Annotated in this window: 17 protein-coding genes; 10 read left to right on the top strand and 7 right to left on the bottom strand. The window is 36.9% G+C overall.

The window, feature by feature from the left end:
* Window positions 1-14 precede the first annotated feature (14 nt).
* The gene (locus tag RTR43_RS14480) at window positions 15-167 is read right to left on the bottom strand and encodes a hypothetical protein (protein WP_312472918.1); all 153 of its coding nucleotides are present in this window, start codon (window positions 165-167) and stop codon (window positions 15-17) included.
* A 128-nt stretch (window positions 168-295) separates the two neighbouring features.
* On the opposite strand from RTR43_RS14480, the gene RTR43_RS14485 reads away from it, so the two are divergent.
* Both RTR43_RS14485 and RTR43_RS14490 read left to right on the top strand, forming a co-directional pair.
* Window positions 296-529, top strand: a complete 234-nt coding sequence (locus RTR43_RS14485; protein ID WP_312472920.1) for a DUF2249 domain-containing protein — start codon at window positions 296-298, stop codon at window positions 527-529.
* A 203-nt stretch (window positions 530-732) separates the two neighbouring features.
* Window positions 733-2,235 carry a carboxypeptidase M32 gene (locus RTR43_RS14490; RefSeq protein ID WP_312472922.1) on the top strand — a complete coding sequence of 501 codons (1,503 nt, stop codon included), beginning with the start codon at window positions 733-735 and terminating at the stop codon, window positions 2,233-2,235.
* Between the two features lie 124 nt (window positions 2,236-2,359).
* Here the strand turns inward: RTR43_RS14490 and RTR43_RS14495 are convergent, their stop codons facing one another.
* The 3 genes from RTR43_RS14495 to RTR43_RS14505 are packed head-to-tail and all read right to left on the bottom strand — an operon-like array spanning window position 2,360 to window position 4,671.
* Window positions 2,360-4,024, bottom strand: a complete 1,665-nt coding sequence (locus RTR43_RS14495; RefSeq protein WP_312472924.1) for a b(o/a)3-type cytochrome-c oxidase subunit 1 — start codon at window positions 4,022-4,024, stop codon at window positions 2,360-2,362.
* On the bottom strand, window positions 4,024-4,500 hold the full coding sequence (locus tag RTR43_RS14500) for a cytochrome c oxidase subunit II (RefSeq protein ID WP_312472925.1): 477 nt from the start codon (window positions 4,498-4,500) through the stop codon (window positions 4,024-4,026). Before RTR43_RS14500 ends, RTR43_RS14495 begins: the two co-directional genes overlap by 1 nt.
* Window positions 4,501-4,521: 21 nt before the next feature.
* A complete protein-coding gene (locus RTR43_RS14505) occupies window positions 4,522-4,671 on the bottom strand; it encodes a cytochrome c oxidase subunit 2A (RefSeq protein ID WP_312472926.1) in 150 nt (49 codons plus the stop codon).
* An 843-nt stretch (window positions 4,672-5,514) separates the two neighbouring features.
* Here RTR43_RS14505 and RTR43_RS14510 point away from each other — a divergent pair.
* From RTR43_RS14510 to RTR43_RS14535, 6 genes are all read left to right on the top strand, one after another.
* The gene (locus RTR43_RS14510) at window positions 5,515-6,603 is read left to right on the top strand and encodes a type III polyketide synthase (RefSeq protein WP_312473015.1); all 1,089 of its coding nucleotides are present in this window, start codon (window positions 5,515-5,517) and stop codon (window positions 6,601-6,603) included.
* Window positions 6,604-7,173: an isoprenylcysteine carboxyl methyltransferase family protein gene (locus RTR43_RS14515; RefSeq protein ID WP_312472929.1), complete on the top strand. Its 570-nt coding sequence runs from the start codon at window positions 6,604-6,606 to the stop codon at window positions 7,171-7,173.
* Between the two features lie 29 nt (window positions 7,174-7,202).
* Window positions 7,203-7,364, top strand: coding sequence for a hypothetical protein (locus RTR43_RS14520; protein WP_312472932.1), 162 nt, complete (start codon window positions 7,203-7,205; stop codon window positions 7,362-7,364).
* 148 nt (window positions 7,365-7,512) lie between these two features.
* Window positions 7,513-11,184 carry a dynamin family protein gene (locus RTR43_RS14525; protein ID WP_312472934.1) on the top strand — a complete coding sequence of 1,224 codons (3,672 nt, stop codon included), beginning with the start codon at window positions 7,513-7,515 and terminating at the stop codon, window positions 11,182-11,184.
* A 14-nt stretch (window positions 11,185-11,198) separates the two neighbouring features.
* Entirely contained in the window at window positions 11,199-12,026 is an 828-nt protein-coding gene (locus RTR43_RS14530; RefSeq protein ID WP_312472936.1) for a sulfurtransferase, read from the top strand.
* A gap of 74 nt (window positions 12,027-12,100) precedes the next feature.
* A complete protein-coding gene (locus tag RTR43_RS14535; RefSeq protein WP_312472937.1) occupies window positions 12,101-12,994 on the top strand; it encodes a 5'-3' exonuclease in 894 nt (297 codons plus the stop codon).
* Window positions 12,995-13,056: 62 nt separating this feature from the next.
* Here the strand turns inward: RTR43_RS14535 and sspL are convergent, their stop codons facing one another.
* Entirely contained in the window at window positions 13,057-13,191 is a 135-nt protein-coding gene (sspL, locus tag RTR43_RS14540; RefSeq protein WP_312473016.1) for a small, acid-soluble spore protein L, read from the bottom strand.
* Between the two features lie 90 nt (window positions 13,192-13,281).
* Between sspL and RTR43_RS14545 the strand changes: the two genes are divergently transcribed.
* The gene (locus tag RTR43_RS14545; protein WP_312472938.1) at window positions 13,282-13,773 is read left to right on the top strand and encodes a divergent PAP2 family protein; all 492 of its coding nucleotides are present in this window, start codon (window positions 13,282-13,284) and stop codon (window positions 13,771-13,773) included.
* A gap of 41 nt (window positions 13,774-13,814) precedes the next feature.
* A complete protein-coding gene (locus RTR43_RS14550; RefSeq protein ID WP_248735847.1) occupies window positions 13,815-14,084 on the top strand; it encodes a DUF6123 family protein in 270 nt (89 codons plus the stop codon).
* A 40-nt stretch (window positions 14,085-14,124) separates the two neighbouring features.
* Here RTR43_RS14550 and RTR43_RS14555 read toward each other — a convergent pair whose 3' ends face one another.
* Window positions 14,125-15,042, bottom strand: a complete 918-nt coding sequence (locus RTR43_RS14555) for a DMT family transporter (RefSeq protein WP_312472941.1) — start codon at window positions 15,040-15,042, stop codon at window positions 14,125-14,127.
* Window positions 15,039-15,458 carry an RNase H family protein gene (locus RTR43_RS14560; RefSeq protein WP_312472943.1) on the bottom strand — a complete coding sequence of 140 codons (420 nt, stop codon included), beginning with the start codon at window positions 15,456-15,458 and terminating at the stop codon, window positions 15,039-15,041. Before RTR43_RS14560 ends, RTR43_RS14555 begins: the two co-directional genes overlap by 4 nt.
* Window positions 15,459-15,462: the final 4 nt, after the last annotated feature.

The following is a 15,462-nucleotide window of genomic DNA, read 5'->3' on the forward strand; positions in this document are numbered from 1 at the left end:
AAAAACCGCAAAGCTCAGCTTTGCGGTTTTTCTTCGATTTTGGAAATTTTTTGATAGCATTCAAAACAATAATTCTCTTTTTCTTTGGTAATGACACCATTAAAAAATCCGTCTAGACAAAAGATTTCTTTGTTACAGCTTATGCAAAAACCTACTAATTCCTTCATTCCTTACCCTCCAGTCAGTTTCCAAAAGTATAAAAAAACATGTGTTAAGTGTGATACGAAGCACTTAATGGCAGACAATGTTTTCATATAATAAAAAAGAAGTTAACAAACTAAAAGGAGTGTTAATCATGCAAACTTACGCAAAAGTTATTAATGTACCAGATTTTCCCCCACGCGAAAAACATCCAACGATTTTTAACAGTTTTGACGAATTGGCAGCTGGCGATACGATGATGATAGTGAACGACCATGATCCAAGACCGCTTTTATATCAGTTTATGATGGAAAGAACAGATCAATTTTCTTGGGAGTACCTAAAAGAAGGTCCTGAAACCTGGAAAGTAGCAATTAGTAAGAAGTAATTCTTATGCAAGAGTGTTTGAATTTTTAGTTTACTTAACTCTCTTTAAGCATTTTACGTGAATATTTATGACAAGCTAACATCTACTTTTCCATAAATAATTATTTTACAACAGAAATTCTTTCTGTTGTTTTTTTATTTTCCATTGCTTCCTACTTTTCAGAAAAATATGATAAAATTTGTTTATAAAAAGGGGGTACTAAAATGAATGAAGCGCAAGTAGAGAAGGAGTTTTTAGAGTATGTGAAGAAAATGTCTGCTTATAATGAGGCATTAGGGTTAATTTATTGGGATCTGCGAACAGGAGCTCCAAAGCAGGGGGTAGACCAGAGGTCAGAAGTGATTGGAATGTTATCTTCGGAAGTCTTTAAAATGTCCACTTCTGAAGAGATGGCCGCATACATAGCCAATTTATCTAAACAGGAACTTCCTGAAACCACTAGAAAAATTCTAGAAGAATGCAAAAAAGAATATGACCGGAATAAGAAAATTCCTGCAGAAGAATACAAAGAGTTTGTGATTCTTCAATCAAGGGCAGAAAATGTTTGGGAGGAAGCGAAGGAAAAAGCCGATTTTGCACTGTTTAGTCCTTACTTAGAGAAGCTGGTAGCGATGACAAAACAGTTTGTCAGCTATTGGGGGTATGAAGAAAATAAATATAATGTTTTATTAGATATGTATGAACCCGGTATGACCATCGAAGTATTAGATGGGGTTTTTGATGAACTTAAGGATAAAATCATCCCCTTAGTTAAAAAGATTGCTGATTCTGACAATAAGCCTAATACTGATTTTCTTTTTGAAGCATTTACTAAGGAAAAACAACGAGATTTTAGTTTAGAAATTCTCGCTAAAATGGGATATAACTTCAATGCAGGAAGATTGGATGAAACCGTCCATCCCTTTGCCATTGGATTAAACCCTGGTGATGTTCGCGTGACAACAAAGTATGATGAAAATGATTTCCGTACCGCAGTTTTCGGAACGATTCATGAAGGCGGTCATGCCTTATATGAACAAAATGTTGCCAAAGACTTGATTGGTACGCCGCTATGCACAGGAACGTCAACGGGCATTCACGAGTCGCAATCCCTTTTCTATGAAAATATTGTCGGACGAAGCTTAGCATTTTGGAAAAATAATTTTGAGCTTTTAAAGAAATATGCAAATGGACAGTTTGATCAAGTTGATATTGAGGACTTCTATCGTGCTATTAATGAATCCAAGCCATCATTCATAAGAATCGAGGCAGATGAATTAACGTACCCGCTTCATGTTATTATTCGCTATGAAATTGAAAAGGGTTTATTTAATGATGAAATTGAAGTGGCTGACCTGCCAACAATTTGGAATGACATGTATGAGCAATACTTAGGAATTCGTCCCGAGAATGATGCTTTGGGTGTACTCCAGGATGTTCATTGGGCTGGCGGTAGCTTTGGTTATTTCCCTTCATACGCGTTAGGTTACATGTATGCAGCACAATTTAAGCATAAAATGATTGAAGATATCCCTAATTTTGATCAATTGTTAGTGGAAGGAAATTTACTACCAATTAAAGAATGGCTGACGAAAAACATCCATCAATATGGAAAAATGAAAAAGCCTCTAGAGCTTTTAAAAGATATCACTGGTGAAGGATTAAATGCTAAGTATTTAATAGATTATCTATATGAGAAGTATGGAGAGGTTTATCAGTTAACTTGAAGAAAAATCTGTATTGCTTATTAATCTTCCAAAGTGGTCTCTAAATAAAATTCAAAAAGAAAAGGCTTCAATCGATTAGATTGAGGCCTTTTTTGTACTAATCAAGTTTTCTTTCGTCCTTTTATCATTTATTCCAAGTCTGGAATCCTTTTGAACCTGGAGGTGCATTTTGAATGATATCGATAAACGGTATCGTATAAGCGAAAAGAATAAGGGCTGCCGTAATACCAAGCCATAATTTCCAGTTTTCAAACACCATTGGTGCCTTTTCTGCATTGTCTTCTGCTTCTGCCACTGGGAATTCTTCTTCTCCTTTTGGAGCAAAGAAAGCAAGATTAACAAAGATGATCAGTACTAGAATAATGCCTAGGAATAAAATGGAACCGCCAACTGCTTGGGCAACTTGATAAGGAATCCATTCAGCCGCTTGCTTTGCACCTCCATAAGTGGAGAAAGCAGAACGTCTTGGGCCGCCAAGCAGACCTTCGAAATGCATCGCACCTGACATAAAAGTCATACCAATGAACCACACCCAAGCTTGAATAATTGCTAATTTATTCATTGCCTTTGTTAATTTCCGCCCAGTTAAATGGGGAATAAGCCAATAAGAAATTCCGAAAAATGTTAACACAACAGATGTTGCTAATGTTAAATGAAAGTGTCCAGTTATCCAAATAGTGTTATGAACGACCTGATCCATTTGGTTGGAAGCATTGACAATACCACCTGCACCCGCAGGTATAAAAGCCGCCATTCCGATAAATGGAACGATAAAACGTGCATCATTCCAAGGAAGCACTCTAAACCAGCCAAACAGGCCTGTTGCTCCTTTACTGCGGCCATATCTCTCAAAAGTTGCAAATAAAGAGAATGCAGTCATTAATGATGGAATAACAACCATGAAAGTTAGGATAACTTGTAAAAACTTCCATGCAGGATCAATTCCTGGCTCTGTTAATTGGTGGTGGAAACCAACTGGGATAGAGAAGAGCAGGAATAAAATAAACGATAAACGTGCTAACGAATCTGAGAAAATTTTGCCGCCAATAATTTTTGGAATAATGGCATACCAGCACATGTAAGCTGGTAATAACCAGAAGTAAACTAATGGATGTCCAAAATACCAGAACAATGTTCGGCTTACAAGAACATCTACAGTGTCAACTAATCCTAGAGACCAAGGAAGTAATTGGAAAAGGACAGTTGCAGCTACACCCAGTGTCGCGACAATCCACATTACAGTATTTATTACCGCCATAAAGCTTAATAATGGACTTGGTTTTCCAGGATTGTTTTTGCGCCATTTTGCATAGGTCATAATCTGAGCAGCACCATCAATCCAACTGCCGACCACGACAAAAGTTAATCCTAAATAAAAAATCCAATGTGCTTTAAGTGGTGCATAAAACGTATAAAGAACAGATGCTTCCTTAAGTAAAATCATGGTCGCGGCCATTAAGGTTCCAATTAACATGATCCAAAAACCAATCCAGCCCAGGCGTCTTGCAGCGTTTGAATGGCCCCCAGTTGTTCTGCTCACAGCAGCATATTGAAATCCCATTATAAAGAAGGTTGTTAATACAAGTCCTAATAATACACCATGAACGGTCAAGACTTGATAATAATCTATTCCCCATGGAAGTTCCCATTTACCAGAGCGGACAAGTGTTTGTAAGAGTCCCATTAATCCGCCTAGAGCAAGAGCCGAAAAGGCAACAAAAAAGTGTGCCATTGAAAGCTTTGCATCACGCGGGTCAACCTTTACTTTTGCAACTGTTTCGTTAGCCATTATTTTACCACCTCAATCATTGAACTCATTAAATGGTGTCCAGCACCACAGTACTCATTACAAACAATTAAATATTCACCAGCTTTGTCAAATGTGGTTGTATATTCGCTTACATAGCCAGGTTCAAGCATCATATTAATATTTGTACCAGCAACATTGAAGCCGTGAATAACGTCTTTCGTTGTGGCAATAACTTTCACCTTTGCACCCAGAGGTACCTCTACTTTTCCTGGATTATATGAAAAGGCTTGTGCGACAAAGACTAATTCGTAGTCCCAGGTTTTTCCTTCAACCTTATGAAGGCCAGGCTTATCAAATGGTTTTTGTTGATCGACCTTTTCAGGATCAATAGTCGTTAAACAGCTTGGTGGCTTGTTACCAAGATAAAATGCGCTTACTCCAATTACTGTTAAGAAAACCACGAGTGCGCTGATTCCAAAAATAAGCCAAATTTTTTCTAATTTATGCATATGCATAAATTTCTCCCCCCTCTATCATTAAAAACGTTCTAAGAAAAGATAGTAGACACATACCCAAGTGACAATAATAAATGCTCCCACAAAGAAAACGGACGCTAATGTCCCTTTAAGGGAGGATTTGTCTTCGATTACTGTTTTTTGTTTAGTTTTTAATTCCGCATTCGCCATCCCCATACACTCCCTTCGGAAAATTGAAAATTAAATTAAATAAGTTCTCTTTCATAATACAAAACAATTGTGAAAGTAAAATACTAAATTTGTTAGTTCACAAATTGTTCATTCCTTAGATATTTACTATGTTAATGTTAAAAACCTGATATAACAGTGATTTATATCACAATTCTTCAAAGGCAAATGTGAATAAAATATGAACAATCACACCGTACCTGTGATAAAAGTACTTGATAAATACTTCACATACTTTTTAATTCCGGTTTTTTGACAGGGATTCACACTTTGAAGTATTTAAAATATGATATAGAAAACCTGCCGATTGGAGAGCCCCTAAGGGCAAAAAAAAAGGTGTCGTAACACTTATGACTGAAAGGAAGTTATACTTTCCTATCGGCTAAAAAATAATGCCATATTTTCTTTCAGAAAAGAGTGTGTTTTTGTGGAGAAGTATTATTGTGAAAAATGTCGACTCTTATACAATGAAGCCGCAATCTGCAAAATTTGCGGTGTAGTAGCAGGAAATAAAATAAAAATCGAAGTTCAAACACAACCAGTAAAATAATGAATTTTAAAAAAGCACTGCTCCTAAGGTGCTTTATGTTCATGGACAGACCCTTTTCATTGACGGGGGTATGACCATGCAAGGTTTTTGATAAGAAAATTGGAAATGATTGCGTAATGAAGGAAGTCCAAATCCGCGTTATAATTTAAGTGCACAACAACAACCTTCAAAACGTTTACTTCCCTAATCGGGAAGTTTTTTTTGCCTAAGGATTCTCAGAATAATTTCCGGTTAATTGGTAAAAATACCCTTACAAGTGGTAAAGGAGTATGATGATGCCAACGATTATGTCAATTGCAGAGGTTATTCCTCCTCATGAAATTAACCAAGACCAAGCGTCGGAATTTGCAAGAGAGCTTTTTGGTGATTCATTTAAAGATATTGAGAGATTAATGAAAGCCTTCCAAAATGGACAAATTAAGAAGCGACATTTTGTCAAAGATATTGAGTGGTTCCATCAGAATCATTCATTTGCAGACAAGAATGATGCCTATATCGATTCTGCTGTCAGGCTAGGGAAAGAAGCAGTTGAGAAGTGCTTACATAATGACAACTTTCTAAAAAAGAAGATTCCTTATGACGATATTGACGCGATTTTTTTTATTTCAACAACCGGTTTTGCGACTCCGAGTATTGAAGCGAGAATTATGAATCAATTACCGTTTAATCCGCACACGAAACGGGTGCCGATTTGGGGACTCGGCTGTGCTGGTGGTGCTGTCGGTTTATCAAGAGCATTCGAATATTGCTTAGCATTCCCAAAAGCCAAAGTTCTGGTTCTATCTGTTGAACTTTGTAGTTTAACATTCCAGCGCAATGATCTGTCAAAAAGTAATTTAATTGGAACGACTCTTTTTGCCGATGGAGTGGCCTGTGTGTTGGTTTGCGGTGATTCCGCCGCCATGAATGATTATCAGAAAAAAGAAGCAGTACCATCCATTTATGCAAACCAATCGACACTAATGCCTAATTCTTTAGATGTGATGGGCTGGGATATGAAAGATACAGGATTGTATGTTGTTTTTTCGCGGGATATCCCGCGAATTATTGAACACTGGTTAAAGCCAAATGTAACTGGATTTTTAAAGCAATACAACGTTGGATTGGAGGAAATTGACTGTTTTATTGCCCACCCTGGGGGTAAAAAAGTATTGGATGCCTATGTTACGTCTCTAGATATTCCTTCATCGATGATTGATGTTGCTCTTGAAGTATTAAAAGAATTCGGAAATATGTCATCAGCAACTATTTTTTATGTGTTAAAGCGCTACATGGAAATGAATATTCCAACTGGGTCTTTAGGGCTTTGTACTGCCCTTGGTCCAGGCTTTAGTTCTGAATTATTGCTTTTGAGGTGGCAGTGAATGATTGATATTCTTCCGTTCATTTTTATATTTGCATTTATCATCCTTCAGCGAGTGATTGAACTCTTTGTTGCGAAAAGCAATGAGAATTGGATGAAGCAGCAGGGAGCTATTGAATTTGGAACACAGCATTATCAATATATGGTGTTAATGCACCTGCTGTTTTTTGTTAGCTTTTTCATTGAAAAGACCCTTTTTAATCGAGGCTTATCTCCCCTATGGCCTTGGTTATTATTCATTTTTATTAGTACTCAACTAATGAGAATTTGGGTGATTACCTCACTTGGAAGGTATTGGAACATAAAAATTATTGTTAGGCCTAATGCCGATATTATCAAAAAGGGGCCTTACCGTTTTATCAAGCATCCTAATTATTTTGTAGTTTCTATTGAAATAATTGTTATTCCAATGTTGTTTACCGCTTATTTTACGGCTTTTTTGTTTACTGTATTAAATGTGATTATGCTTTCAATTCGAATTCCTGAAGAGGAAAAAGCCCTTAGGAATTTAACGGAGTATGAAGGTGAGTTTCAGGACTGTAATCGCTTTTTTCCGAAGTTTGTTAAATAAATGTGAAAGTTCCCCTCGTGGTATTGAAAATGATTATCAACTGTGCTAAAATTTTGTTAACGATGAAAATCATTCTCACTATAAGTCTAAAAAGGAAGGTGTTACATATGGCTTATGCTTTTGTCGGCGGCACCATTATTGTTTATGCATTTGTCATGAAGCACGTTTTAAAAAATGTTACCCAACAATGAATCGCTTATTTAATTGGCCAAGGATCCTCACCTTGGCCTTTTTGTTGTTTATAATTGTTTTTGGTAAAAGGGATGTCAAGATAGGAAAAGTTTGAATTATCGTATAAAATAAAAAATATTACTATGTTATTAAGGGGAATAATTAAAAATGGTACAAACAGACAATCAGAAAGAAACCATTCAAACTCTAAAACGTAAAATCGTTTCGATATATGAATATTTAATCGAGCATCATGATACCGAGCAGGCCGAAAAAGTAAAACAGTTGGCAACAAAGTTAGAGAATAGGGAATTTCTAATTGCTTTCTGCGGCCATTTTTCAGCAGGAAAATCGACAATGATTAATCAAGTGGTCGGTGAGAATTTACTGCCATCAAGCCCGATTCCAACAAGTGCAAACTTGGTGAAAGTAAAATCCGGCGAGGATTATGCCAAGGTATTTTTTAAACATGAAACACCTAGACTTTATTTAGCACCTTATGATTATGAATTAGTAAAAAATTATTGCAAAGACGGGGACAGAATTGAAGAATTGGAGATAAGCCATAGCGAGTCTCGTTTACCGTTGAATACGGTCATTATGGATACACCAGGTATTGATTCTGCCGATGATGCCCACCGGGTCGCAACGGAATCAGCCATCCATTTGGCTGATTTAATCTTTTATGTGATGGATTATAATCACGTACAAGCAGAGTTAAATTTTTTATTTACAAAAGAATTGTCTGAGGCTGGGAAAGAGGTTTATTTGGTTATCAATCAAATCGACAAACATAAGGATGAGGAATTAAGTTTTTCTGATTTTCAAAATAGTGTTGTCGATTCCTTTGCTTCATGGGGGGTAAAGCCGGCTAGGATTTTTTATACTTCATTAAAGCAAAAAGACAACCCCTTCAATGAATTTAGTGACCTTCAAAGATTTATTGCGGAAAAATTGACTGCCAAAGACCAAATGTTAATTCCGTCCATTTATCATTCATTAAGAAAAATTTCCCAAGACCATATTAACGAGGAAAATAAGGCGGAAGAAGAAAAGCTCACCCCGATTCTTGAAATCCTAAATGAATTATCAGAGCAAGAAAAACAAGAATTATCAACAACCTATCAAAAAATTAGTTCTGATCTTAAGATGATAAAAGATGGTTCAGGAGAAAAGGAAAACGAATTTGAGAAGAAAATAGCCCAAATCATGAAAAATGCATATTTGATGCCTTTTCGAACAAGGGAATTAGCTGAAGGCTATTTGGAAAGCTGTCAGCCTGAGTTTAAAGTAGGCTTCCTGTTCTCCAAGCAAAAAACCTTGGAGGAGAAAAATAAGCGACTAGACAGTTTTTATCAAGATCTTCTTGTAAACATAAAATCACAGCTTGAGTGGCATTTACGTGAATTTTTACTTTTAAACTTAAAAGAAACGGAACTTCATCAAGTTGAACTCCAGAGCTTAGCCCAATCCTTTTCCATCCAAGTCCCCACCGATATATTAACGACTACGGTGAAGCCTGGTGCACGTGTAACCGGAGATTATGTTCTCCATTACACAGAAGATGTGGCCCATGAAATAAAAAGAATTACGAGAAATCAACTTTCTGAATTTAAAGAGAGCTTTTTAGCAGCATTAAATGACCAGGCTTTAAATGTAAGGGAGCAGTATGAAAAGGAAATTAGCAAAATGGGGAGATATCTAAATGCAATATCAGCAATAAAAAAGCAGGAACAAACAATATTTTTAAGAGAAAAAACCATAGATGACTTGCTTATGCAATCAGAAAGTCTCGAGGAAGATGTGTATCAGCTTTTTGCACAAGAGGAAGAGGAATATGAAGTAATTCATTCTCAAGAAGCCAATGGCACATTAAAAAGAGAAACAGACATCTTAGATAAAACAATTGAAGCAGAAATCAATCTTGAAAATTCGAAAAGTGACACCCAACAAGCAGAGAATAACTTGAAATTCACAACCGAGAAACTCCATCATGCTTCAATGCTAGTTAAAGAACTGCCGGGTTTTCAAAAGCTTGCAAAAGAATTAACAGATAAAGCAGAAAGATTGGAAAACAAGGGCTTTACAGTAGCGTTATTTGGTGCATTTAGTGCAGGGAAATCATCATTTGCCAATGCTCTTATGGGAGAAAAGGTGTTACCTGTATCGCCTAATCCGACTACTGCTGCCATTAATAAAATCAAGCCGATTTCTGCAAAACATCCGCATGGAACTGTTCTAGTCAAGTTTAAGGATCCAGACATCATGATCGAGGATGTAAATCGTTCACTAAAGGTTTTTGATTTACACGCTAGAGATTTCGCGGAGGCTTCGAACATAATCGATCAGATTATGCTCGAGAAGGGGCAGGAAGGTGTATTGGAAAAAACACATTTTGCCTTTTTACAAGCATTTAAAAAAGGCTCCAACTCCTATCGTCAATTGCTCGGAACCGTCAAGGAAACAGATGTAACCGAATTTCACGAGTTTGTCGCGAAGGAAGAAAAATCTTGCTATGTAGAATGGATTGAGCTTTATTATGATTGTGAGTTAACACGAAAAGGAATCACACTAGTTGATACGCCGGGAGCGGATTCCATTAACGCTCGTCATACAGGAGTTGCCTTCGATTATATTAAAAATTCAGATGCCATATTGTTTGTCACGTATTACAATCATGCCTTTTCCAAAGCTGACAGAGAGTTTTTGATTCAGTTGGGTCGTGTGAAGGAATCCTTTCAAATGGATAAAATGTTCTTCCTTATTAATGCCATTGATCTTGCTGAAAATGAAGTAGAGAAGGAAACAGTGGTTGAATATGTCGAGGAGCAGCTGTTGAAATATGGAATCCGAAATCCACATCTTTATCCATTATCAAGCTTGCTAGCCTTAAATGAAAAGACGACTGTATCACTTCATGCAATTTCAGGTATGAACCATTTTGAACAGGCTTTTTATCAGTTTATTTCCAATGACTTAACGGAAATGACCATTTCCGCTGCAGAAAAGGAATTGACGCGTGTTCAAGAATTAGTAGCCAAACTTCTTCAAAGCTCAAGTGAAGATAAGGCCGTTAAAGAGCAAAAACGAGCGGAAATTGAAAAGCAAAAGGCACAAATGTATCAGTTATTTGTAGAGCAAACCGCTGCGACTATTCATGACCGTATGAACCAGGAGGCAGAAGAATTAATTTATTATATTAAACAAAGGGTATTTTTGCGTTTTGGCGATTTCTTTAAAGAGGCATTTAACCCTTCCACACTCAGGGACGACGGGCGCAATTTGAAAAAGGCATTAAAATCCTCGCTTGACGAATTTCTAGAGAGTTTAGGCTATGATTTCACTCAGGAAATGAGGGCAACAACGCTAAGATTAGAACGGTTTGCTGAAAAACTTATTATTGATTATCAATCAGGGCTATTTCAACATCTTCATAAAATCAACGGAGACCTTTCGTTTTCTGTGTTTGAAAAAAGTAAGGGTGAAGAAATTGATTTTCCAATTGCCTTTAAGGATGTTAATCAGCAGCTGTTCATGAAAGCAATGTCTTATTTTAAAAATCCAAAGTCCTTTTTTGAAAAAAATGATAAAAAATCCATGAGCGATGAACTCTCTAACGTCTTACAATCACTTGCTGACGACTATTTGCAGCATGAATCTGGCCGTTTGAATCGTCATTATACAAAAGAATTAACAATCGAATTCAACCGTCTAATAAGACAAATGAAAGATCAGGCAGATGATTTTTATTTAAGCCTGCTTTCGGCCTTAGATGGTGGAGTTTCGACCGAACTTTTGACCGAGATACAACAAAAGCTTTCAGTGAAATTATCCGAATAAGTGGGGGATTATGAATGAAATATGTTAAAGACAAGGATTGGTTATTGAAAAACTTGAATGAAAATAATGTACGAATTGTCGATTGCCGATTTTCCTTGGCAGAATCCCAAAAAGGAAAAATTGAATATTTACATCAGCATGTGCCAGGGGCTGTCTTCTTCGATTTAGAAAAAGACTTGTCAGGAACAGTCGGGGAGCATGGGGGCCGGCATCCATTGCCAAATGTAGTTGAATTGGTAAGCAAGCTAGAAAATGCCGGAATCAGTGATGACACAACAATCATCGCCTACGATAATGGAGAAGGCGCCTATGCTGCGCGTTTTTGGTGGCTTCTTCACTACCTTGGCCATGAACATGTATATGTGCTGGATGGAGGATTTAACGGTTGGCTTAATGAAAATTATCCTCTAACAGCAAACATTCCTTCGTATGAAAAAGCTGATTTCCATGTTAATTTGAAATCTGAATTAATTGCAACTGTGGAAGAAGTAAAAGAAGTGGTCGAAAAACAGCAGTTAAATAAGATGTTAATTGATTCTCGTGAAGAAAAACGATATCTTGGTTTGGAAGAACCGATTGATAAGAAAGCGGGACATATTCCTGGCGCCATTAATAAACCTTGGATGGAGGGCTTAAAGGGGAGCAAATATCTATCAGCTGAGGAACAAAGACAAAGGTTTTCAGATGTTGATGCTAATCAGCAAATTATTGTTTACTGCGGCTCTGGGGTAACCGCTACGCCCAACTTTCTTGCTTTAAAGGAAGCCGGATTTGAAAAAGTTAAGCTTTATGCTGGTAGCTTTAGTGACTGGATTTCTTATGAGGAAAATAAAGTCGAATAATTTTTCGGACGATCTTATGATATAATGGGACACATGTTGTTTTTACTAACAAGAAAAATGGGAGGACTGAGAAATTGGAAAATCAAAAACCTTCACTAATGCTTGTTGACGGTATGGCGTTGTTATTCCGGGCATTTTACGCTACGGCTGTATCAGGGCAATTTATGATAAATTCAAAAGGAATTCCGACGAACGGAATTCATGGCTTTGTAAAGCATTTGTTTACGGCAGTTTCATCCTTTAAACCCTCTCATCTGGCTGTATGCTGGGATATGGGAAGTAAAACTTTCCGAACAGAGTTATTTTCAGATTATAAAGGAAATCGTGGAGAGGCACCTGTCGAGCTAATTCCACAATTTGACTTGGTAAAAGAGGTAGTCGCTTCCTTTGATATTCCTAATATTGGCCTTGAGGGCTACGAAGCGGATGATTGCATCGGTACGATTGCCAACCAAGTAAAGAATCATGCGCATGTGTCCATCTTAACAGGTGATCAAGATATCCTACAGCTACTTGATGAAAGTATCTCCGTTATTTTGATGAAAAAGGGATATGGAAATTACCTTGTCCACACGCCACAAACCTTCTTTGAGGAAAAGGGAATAACACCAAGGCAAATGATCGATTTAAAAGCACTGATGGGTGACCCAAGTGATAATTATCCAGGAGTAAAAGGAATTGGGGAAAAGACAGCCCTAAAACTTTTACAGGAATTTGAGAATGTTGAGGGCATCATCGCTAGCTTAGAACGATTATCAAAATCTAATAAAACGAAAATAGAGCAGGATTTAGATATGCTGCATCTGTCGAGAAGGCTTGCTGAAATAAAATGTGATGTACCGGTAAGCTGTGGATTAGAAGAAGCAGGACTTAGAATTGAAAAAGAAAAAGCGTTAAATAAATTGATGGAGATTGAGCTTCGCGGCTTACAACGTTTGCTGCCGTTCGATGAAGCCATTATTTCCTAATGAAAAAGGTTGTCTCCATTTGGGACAACCTTTTTAATTGAACCAAAATATGGGTTGGTTTACTATTTTGTATTTATCTTTTTTGCTGCATTTTCTAATTTGCTCTTTGGTTCCTCAGTAAATTCAGTATCCTGACCATATCCTTGTGGGTTTACCCCATGAGCTTTTACACCACGGTTATTCCCTTTTTTGCTCATCAACGTTTCACCTCCTGTTTAGTTAGTATTTCCATTAGGAATAATAAAACTCGGGCTTTCTAACACTAATGGTAGAGGTGATAAAACGAAATGAACAAAGGTGTTTATTTAGCCCTTTTTAGTATTGGTCTTGCACAAGGAGTGAAAATTCCACTTCATTATTTTAAAAAGAAAGAATGGCGCCCTGATTTGTTTTTTGGTACAGGTGGGATGCCAAGTTCTCATTCAGCGGGAGTCTCCACACTAACCACATATATTGCCCTAAAAAGAGGACTGACAACTTTTGATTTCGCACTTTCACTTATCTACGGATTAATTGTCATGTATGATGCTCAAGGTGTCCGCAGGCAAACTGGCGAACTCACTCTCAAGGTAAACTCAATGAACGATTTAATTGAAAAAATACAGAAAGAAGAAAGCATCAAATTTAAACAAAATGCACCTAACAAGCTAAAAGAAATGTTAGGTCATCAACCTGATGAAGTAATTGGGGGTGCATTATTGGGGGTATTAATTGGTATCATTGGACACTTATGTACAAAAAAGGATAGGAAATTACTGAGTTTTAAGTTAAAATTTTAAAGGGATGTTTTAAGAATAAAGGGAGAGGGATGGTAAGGTAAGTGCGAACAGTGGAGGATTATCTGCATTACCTCGAAGGGAAAGGATTCCAATTACAAGAGGATGCAATCGGTTTTATATACTTCGGGAAACACTACACCAATGCGACCGATGAAATCATCAATACGGCAATTGAAATGACATTAAAGGTCCAAAAGAGCTTTGATGGCAGTTTTTATGTTTCATTACTGGAAACATTATCTTCGAACAAAATAAGAACTAGGAAAGATGCGATAAAGTTCATTAAGGAAAAGGAATTGCTCGCTATTTAATCTACAATAAGAACTCTCTTCTACAGTTGAAGGGAGTTTTTTAATTATTTTTCACGGATTTCCTAAGCAAAGGGATTTTATTAGTAGGCAGTTCGGCACATATCATTCCTGTAAAAATGAGAATACATCCAAAAAGAGCACTAATTGATAACCGTTCCAGAGCCCAAAAATACCCTGCTATCGCCGCGAAAACGGGCTCCATCGCAAATATTAAGGCAACCCTTGTTGCAGAAGTATATTTTTGGAAATTTGTTTGAATAAAAAACGCTAATGCAGTTGCAAAGACACTAGTAATAATTAAAGCAACGATGACATCTTTTGATAATAGTATGTCTTTATTAAGCGACTTTCTCCAATCCTCAAAAAGAAATGAGGAACCAATTGATAATAAGGCAACAGTTGTAACTTGGATAATCGTTAATAAAAGTGTTGGGAACTTACTGCTAAATTTTCCTGTTAAAATAATATGCAAGGCGAAACTAATAGCACAAATAAAAACAAACCCATCACCGATATTCAATGTGGCTGCGTCAGTCATAGTCAGCAAAAATAAACCGAATGTTGCGATTAATACTCCAAGAATCGCATTCTTACTAGGGTACTGTTTTAGTAAGAACATTGAAAATAAAGGAACCAGGACTACGTTTAGGCCGGTAATAAATCCCGCCTTTGAAGTTGATGTATATAAGAGCCCCATCGTTTGCGTTACATAACCAAGAAAAAGCCAAAATCCAATGAAAACACCGGAAGCAAATATCTTGAAATTCAATTGTTTAAGCTGTCTTCTTTCGAAAATGAGCAGACAAACAATAAGTAAAATTGCTGCAATTAAGAAACGAATTCCATTAAAGGAAAACGGCTCCAAAAAATCAATAGCATTTTGAACTAGCACAAAAGTTGTGCCCCAGATTAATGTAACAAGGAGCAAAGATAAGTCAGCCATTATTGGTTTTTTCATGATTGGTTATTAGGCTCCTCACTTGGATTTTTTTGAATAGCATGTCTGGCAAGTTCATCGGCAAGTTTGTTTTCGGCACTGGGAATCCATTTCATAAAAAATAGCTCGATCTTTCCAGCTAAATGTAAAGCTTCTTCAAGTAAGGGAGCGTATAATTTGTTTTTGACAAACTCTTTTTCAACAGACTTATTGACTAATTCTGAATCTGTCCGAAAAGATACGACCGAATCGACAAATCCCTTTTCCAGACATATCTCCAGTCCTTTAATAAAGGCATGAAATTCTGCTTCATGGTTAGACATTATTCCTAGCGGGATTGAAAATTTTTCAGTTATGCCGTGTGCCTTAATAAATATCCCGGCTCCGCTACGTCCAGGATTTCCTGCGCTTGCTCCATCAATGTATACCTCAATCACTATT

Source organism: Neobacillus sp. (genome assembly GCF_031988165.1).
GTDB classification, from domain to species: domain Bacteria; phylum Bacillota; class Bacilli; order Bacillales; family Cytobacillaceae; genus Neobacillus; species Neobacillus rhizosphaerae.

Bases quoted from the DNA above. Each gene is read 5' to 3' on its own strand.
- RTR43_RS14490 (WP_312472922.1), top strand. From the start codon at position 733: ATGAATGAAGCGCAAGTAGAGAAGGAGTTTTTAGAGTATGTGAAGAAA.
- RTR43_RS14530 (WP_312472936.1), top strand. From the start codon at position 11,199: ATGAAATATGTTAAAGACAAGGATTGGTTATTGAAAAACTTGAATGAA.
- sspL (WP_312473016.1), bottom strand. From the start codon at position 13,191: ATGAGCAAAAAAGGGAATAACCGTGGTGTAAAAGCTCATGGGGTAAAC.
- RTR43_RS14520 (WP_312472932.1), top strand. From the start codon at position 7,203: ATGATTATCAACTGTGCTAAAATTTTGTTAACGATGAAAATCATTCTC.
- RTR43_RS14545 (WP_312472938.1), top strand. From the start codon at position 13,282: ATGAACAAAGGTGTTTATTTAGCCCTTTTTAGTATTGGTCTTGCACAA.
- RTR43_RS14515 (WP_312472929.1), top strand. From the start codon at position 6,604: ATGATTGATATTCTTCCGTTCATTTTTATATTTGCATTTATCATCCTT.
- RTR43_RS14495 (WP_312472924.1), bottom strand. From the start codon at position 4,024: ATGGCTAACGAAACAGTTGCAAAAGTAAAGGTTGACCCGCGTGATGCA.
- RTR43_RS14500 (WP_312472925.1), bottom strand. From the start codon at position 4,500: ATGCATATGCATAAATTAGAAAAAATTTGGCTTATTTTTGGAATCAGC.
- RTR43_RS14505 (WP_312472926.1), bottom strand. From the start codon at position 4,671: ATGGCGAATGCGGAATTAAAAACTAAACAAAAAACAGTAATCGAAGAC.
- RTR43_RS14485 (WP_312472920.1), top strand. From the start codon at position 296: ATGCAAACTTACGCAAAAGTTATTAATGTACCAGATTTTCCCCCACGC.
- RTR43_RS14510 (WP_312473015.1), top strand. From the start codon at position 5,515: ATGCCAACGATTATGTCAATTGCAGAGGTTATTCCTCCTCATGAAATT.
- RTR43_RS14480 (WP_312472918.1), bottom strand. From the start codon at position 167: ATGAAGGAATTAGTAGGTTTTTGCATAAGCTGTAACAAAGAAATCTTT.
- RTR43_RS14525 (WP_312472934.1), top strand. From the start codon at position 7,513: ATGGTACAAACAGACAATCAGAAAGAAACCATTCAAACTCTAAAACGT.
- RTR43_RS14555 (WP_312472941.1), bottom strand. From the start codon at position 15,042: ATGAAAAAACCAATAATGGCTGACTTATCTTTGCTCCTTGTTACATTA.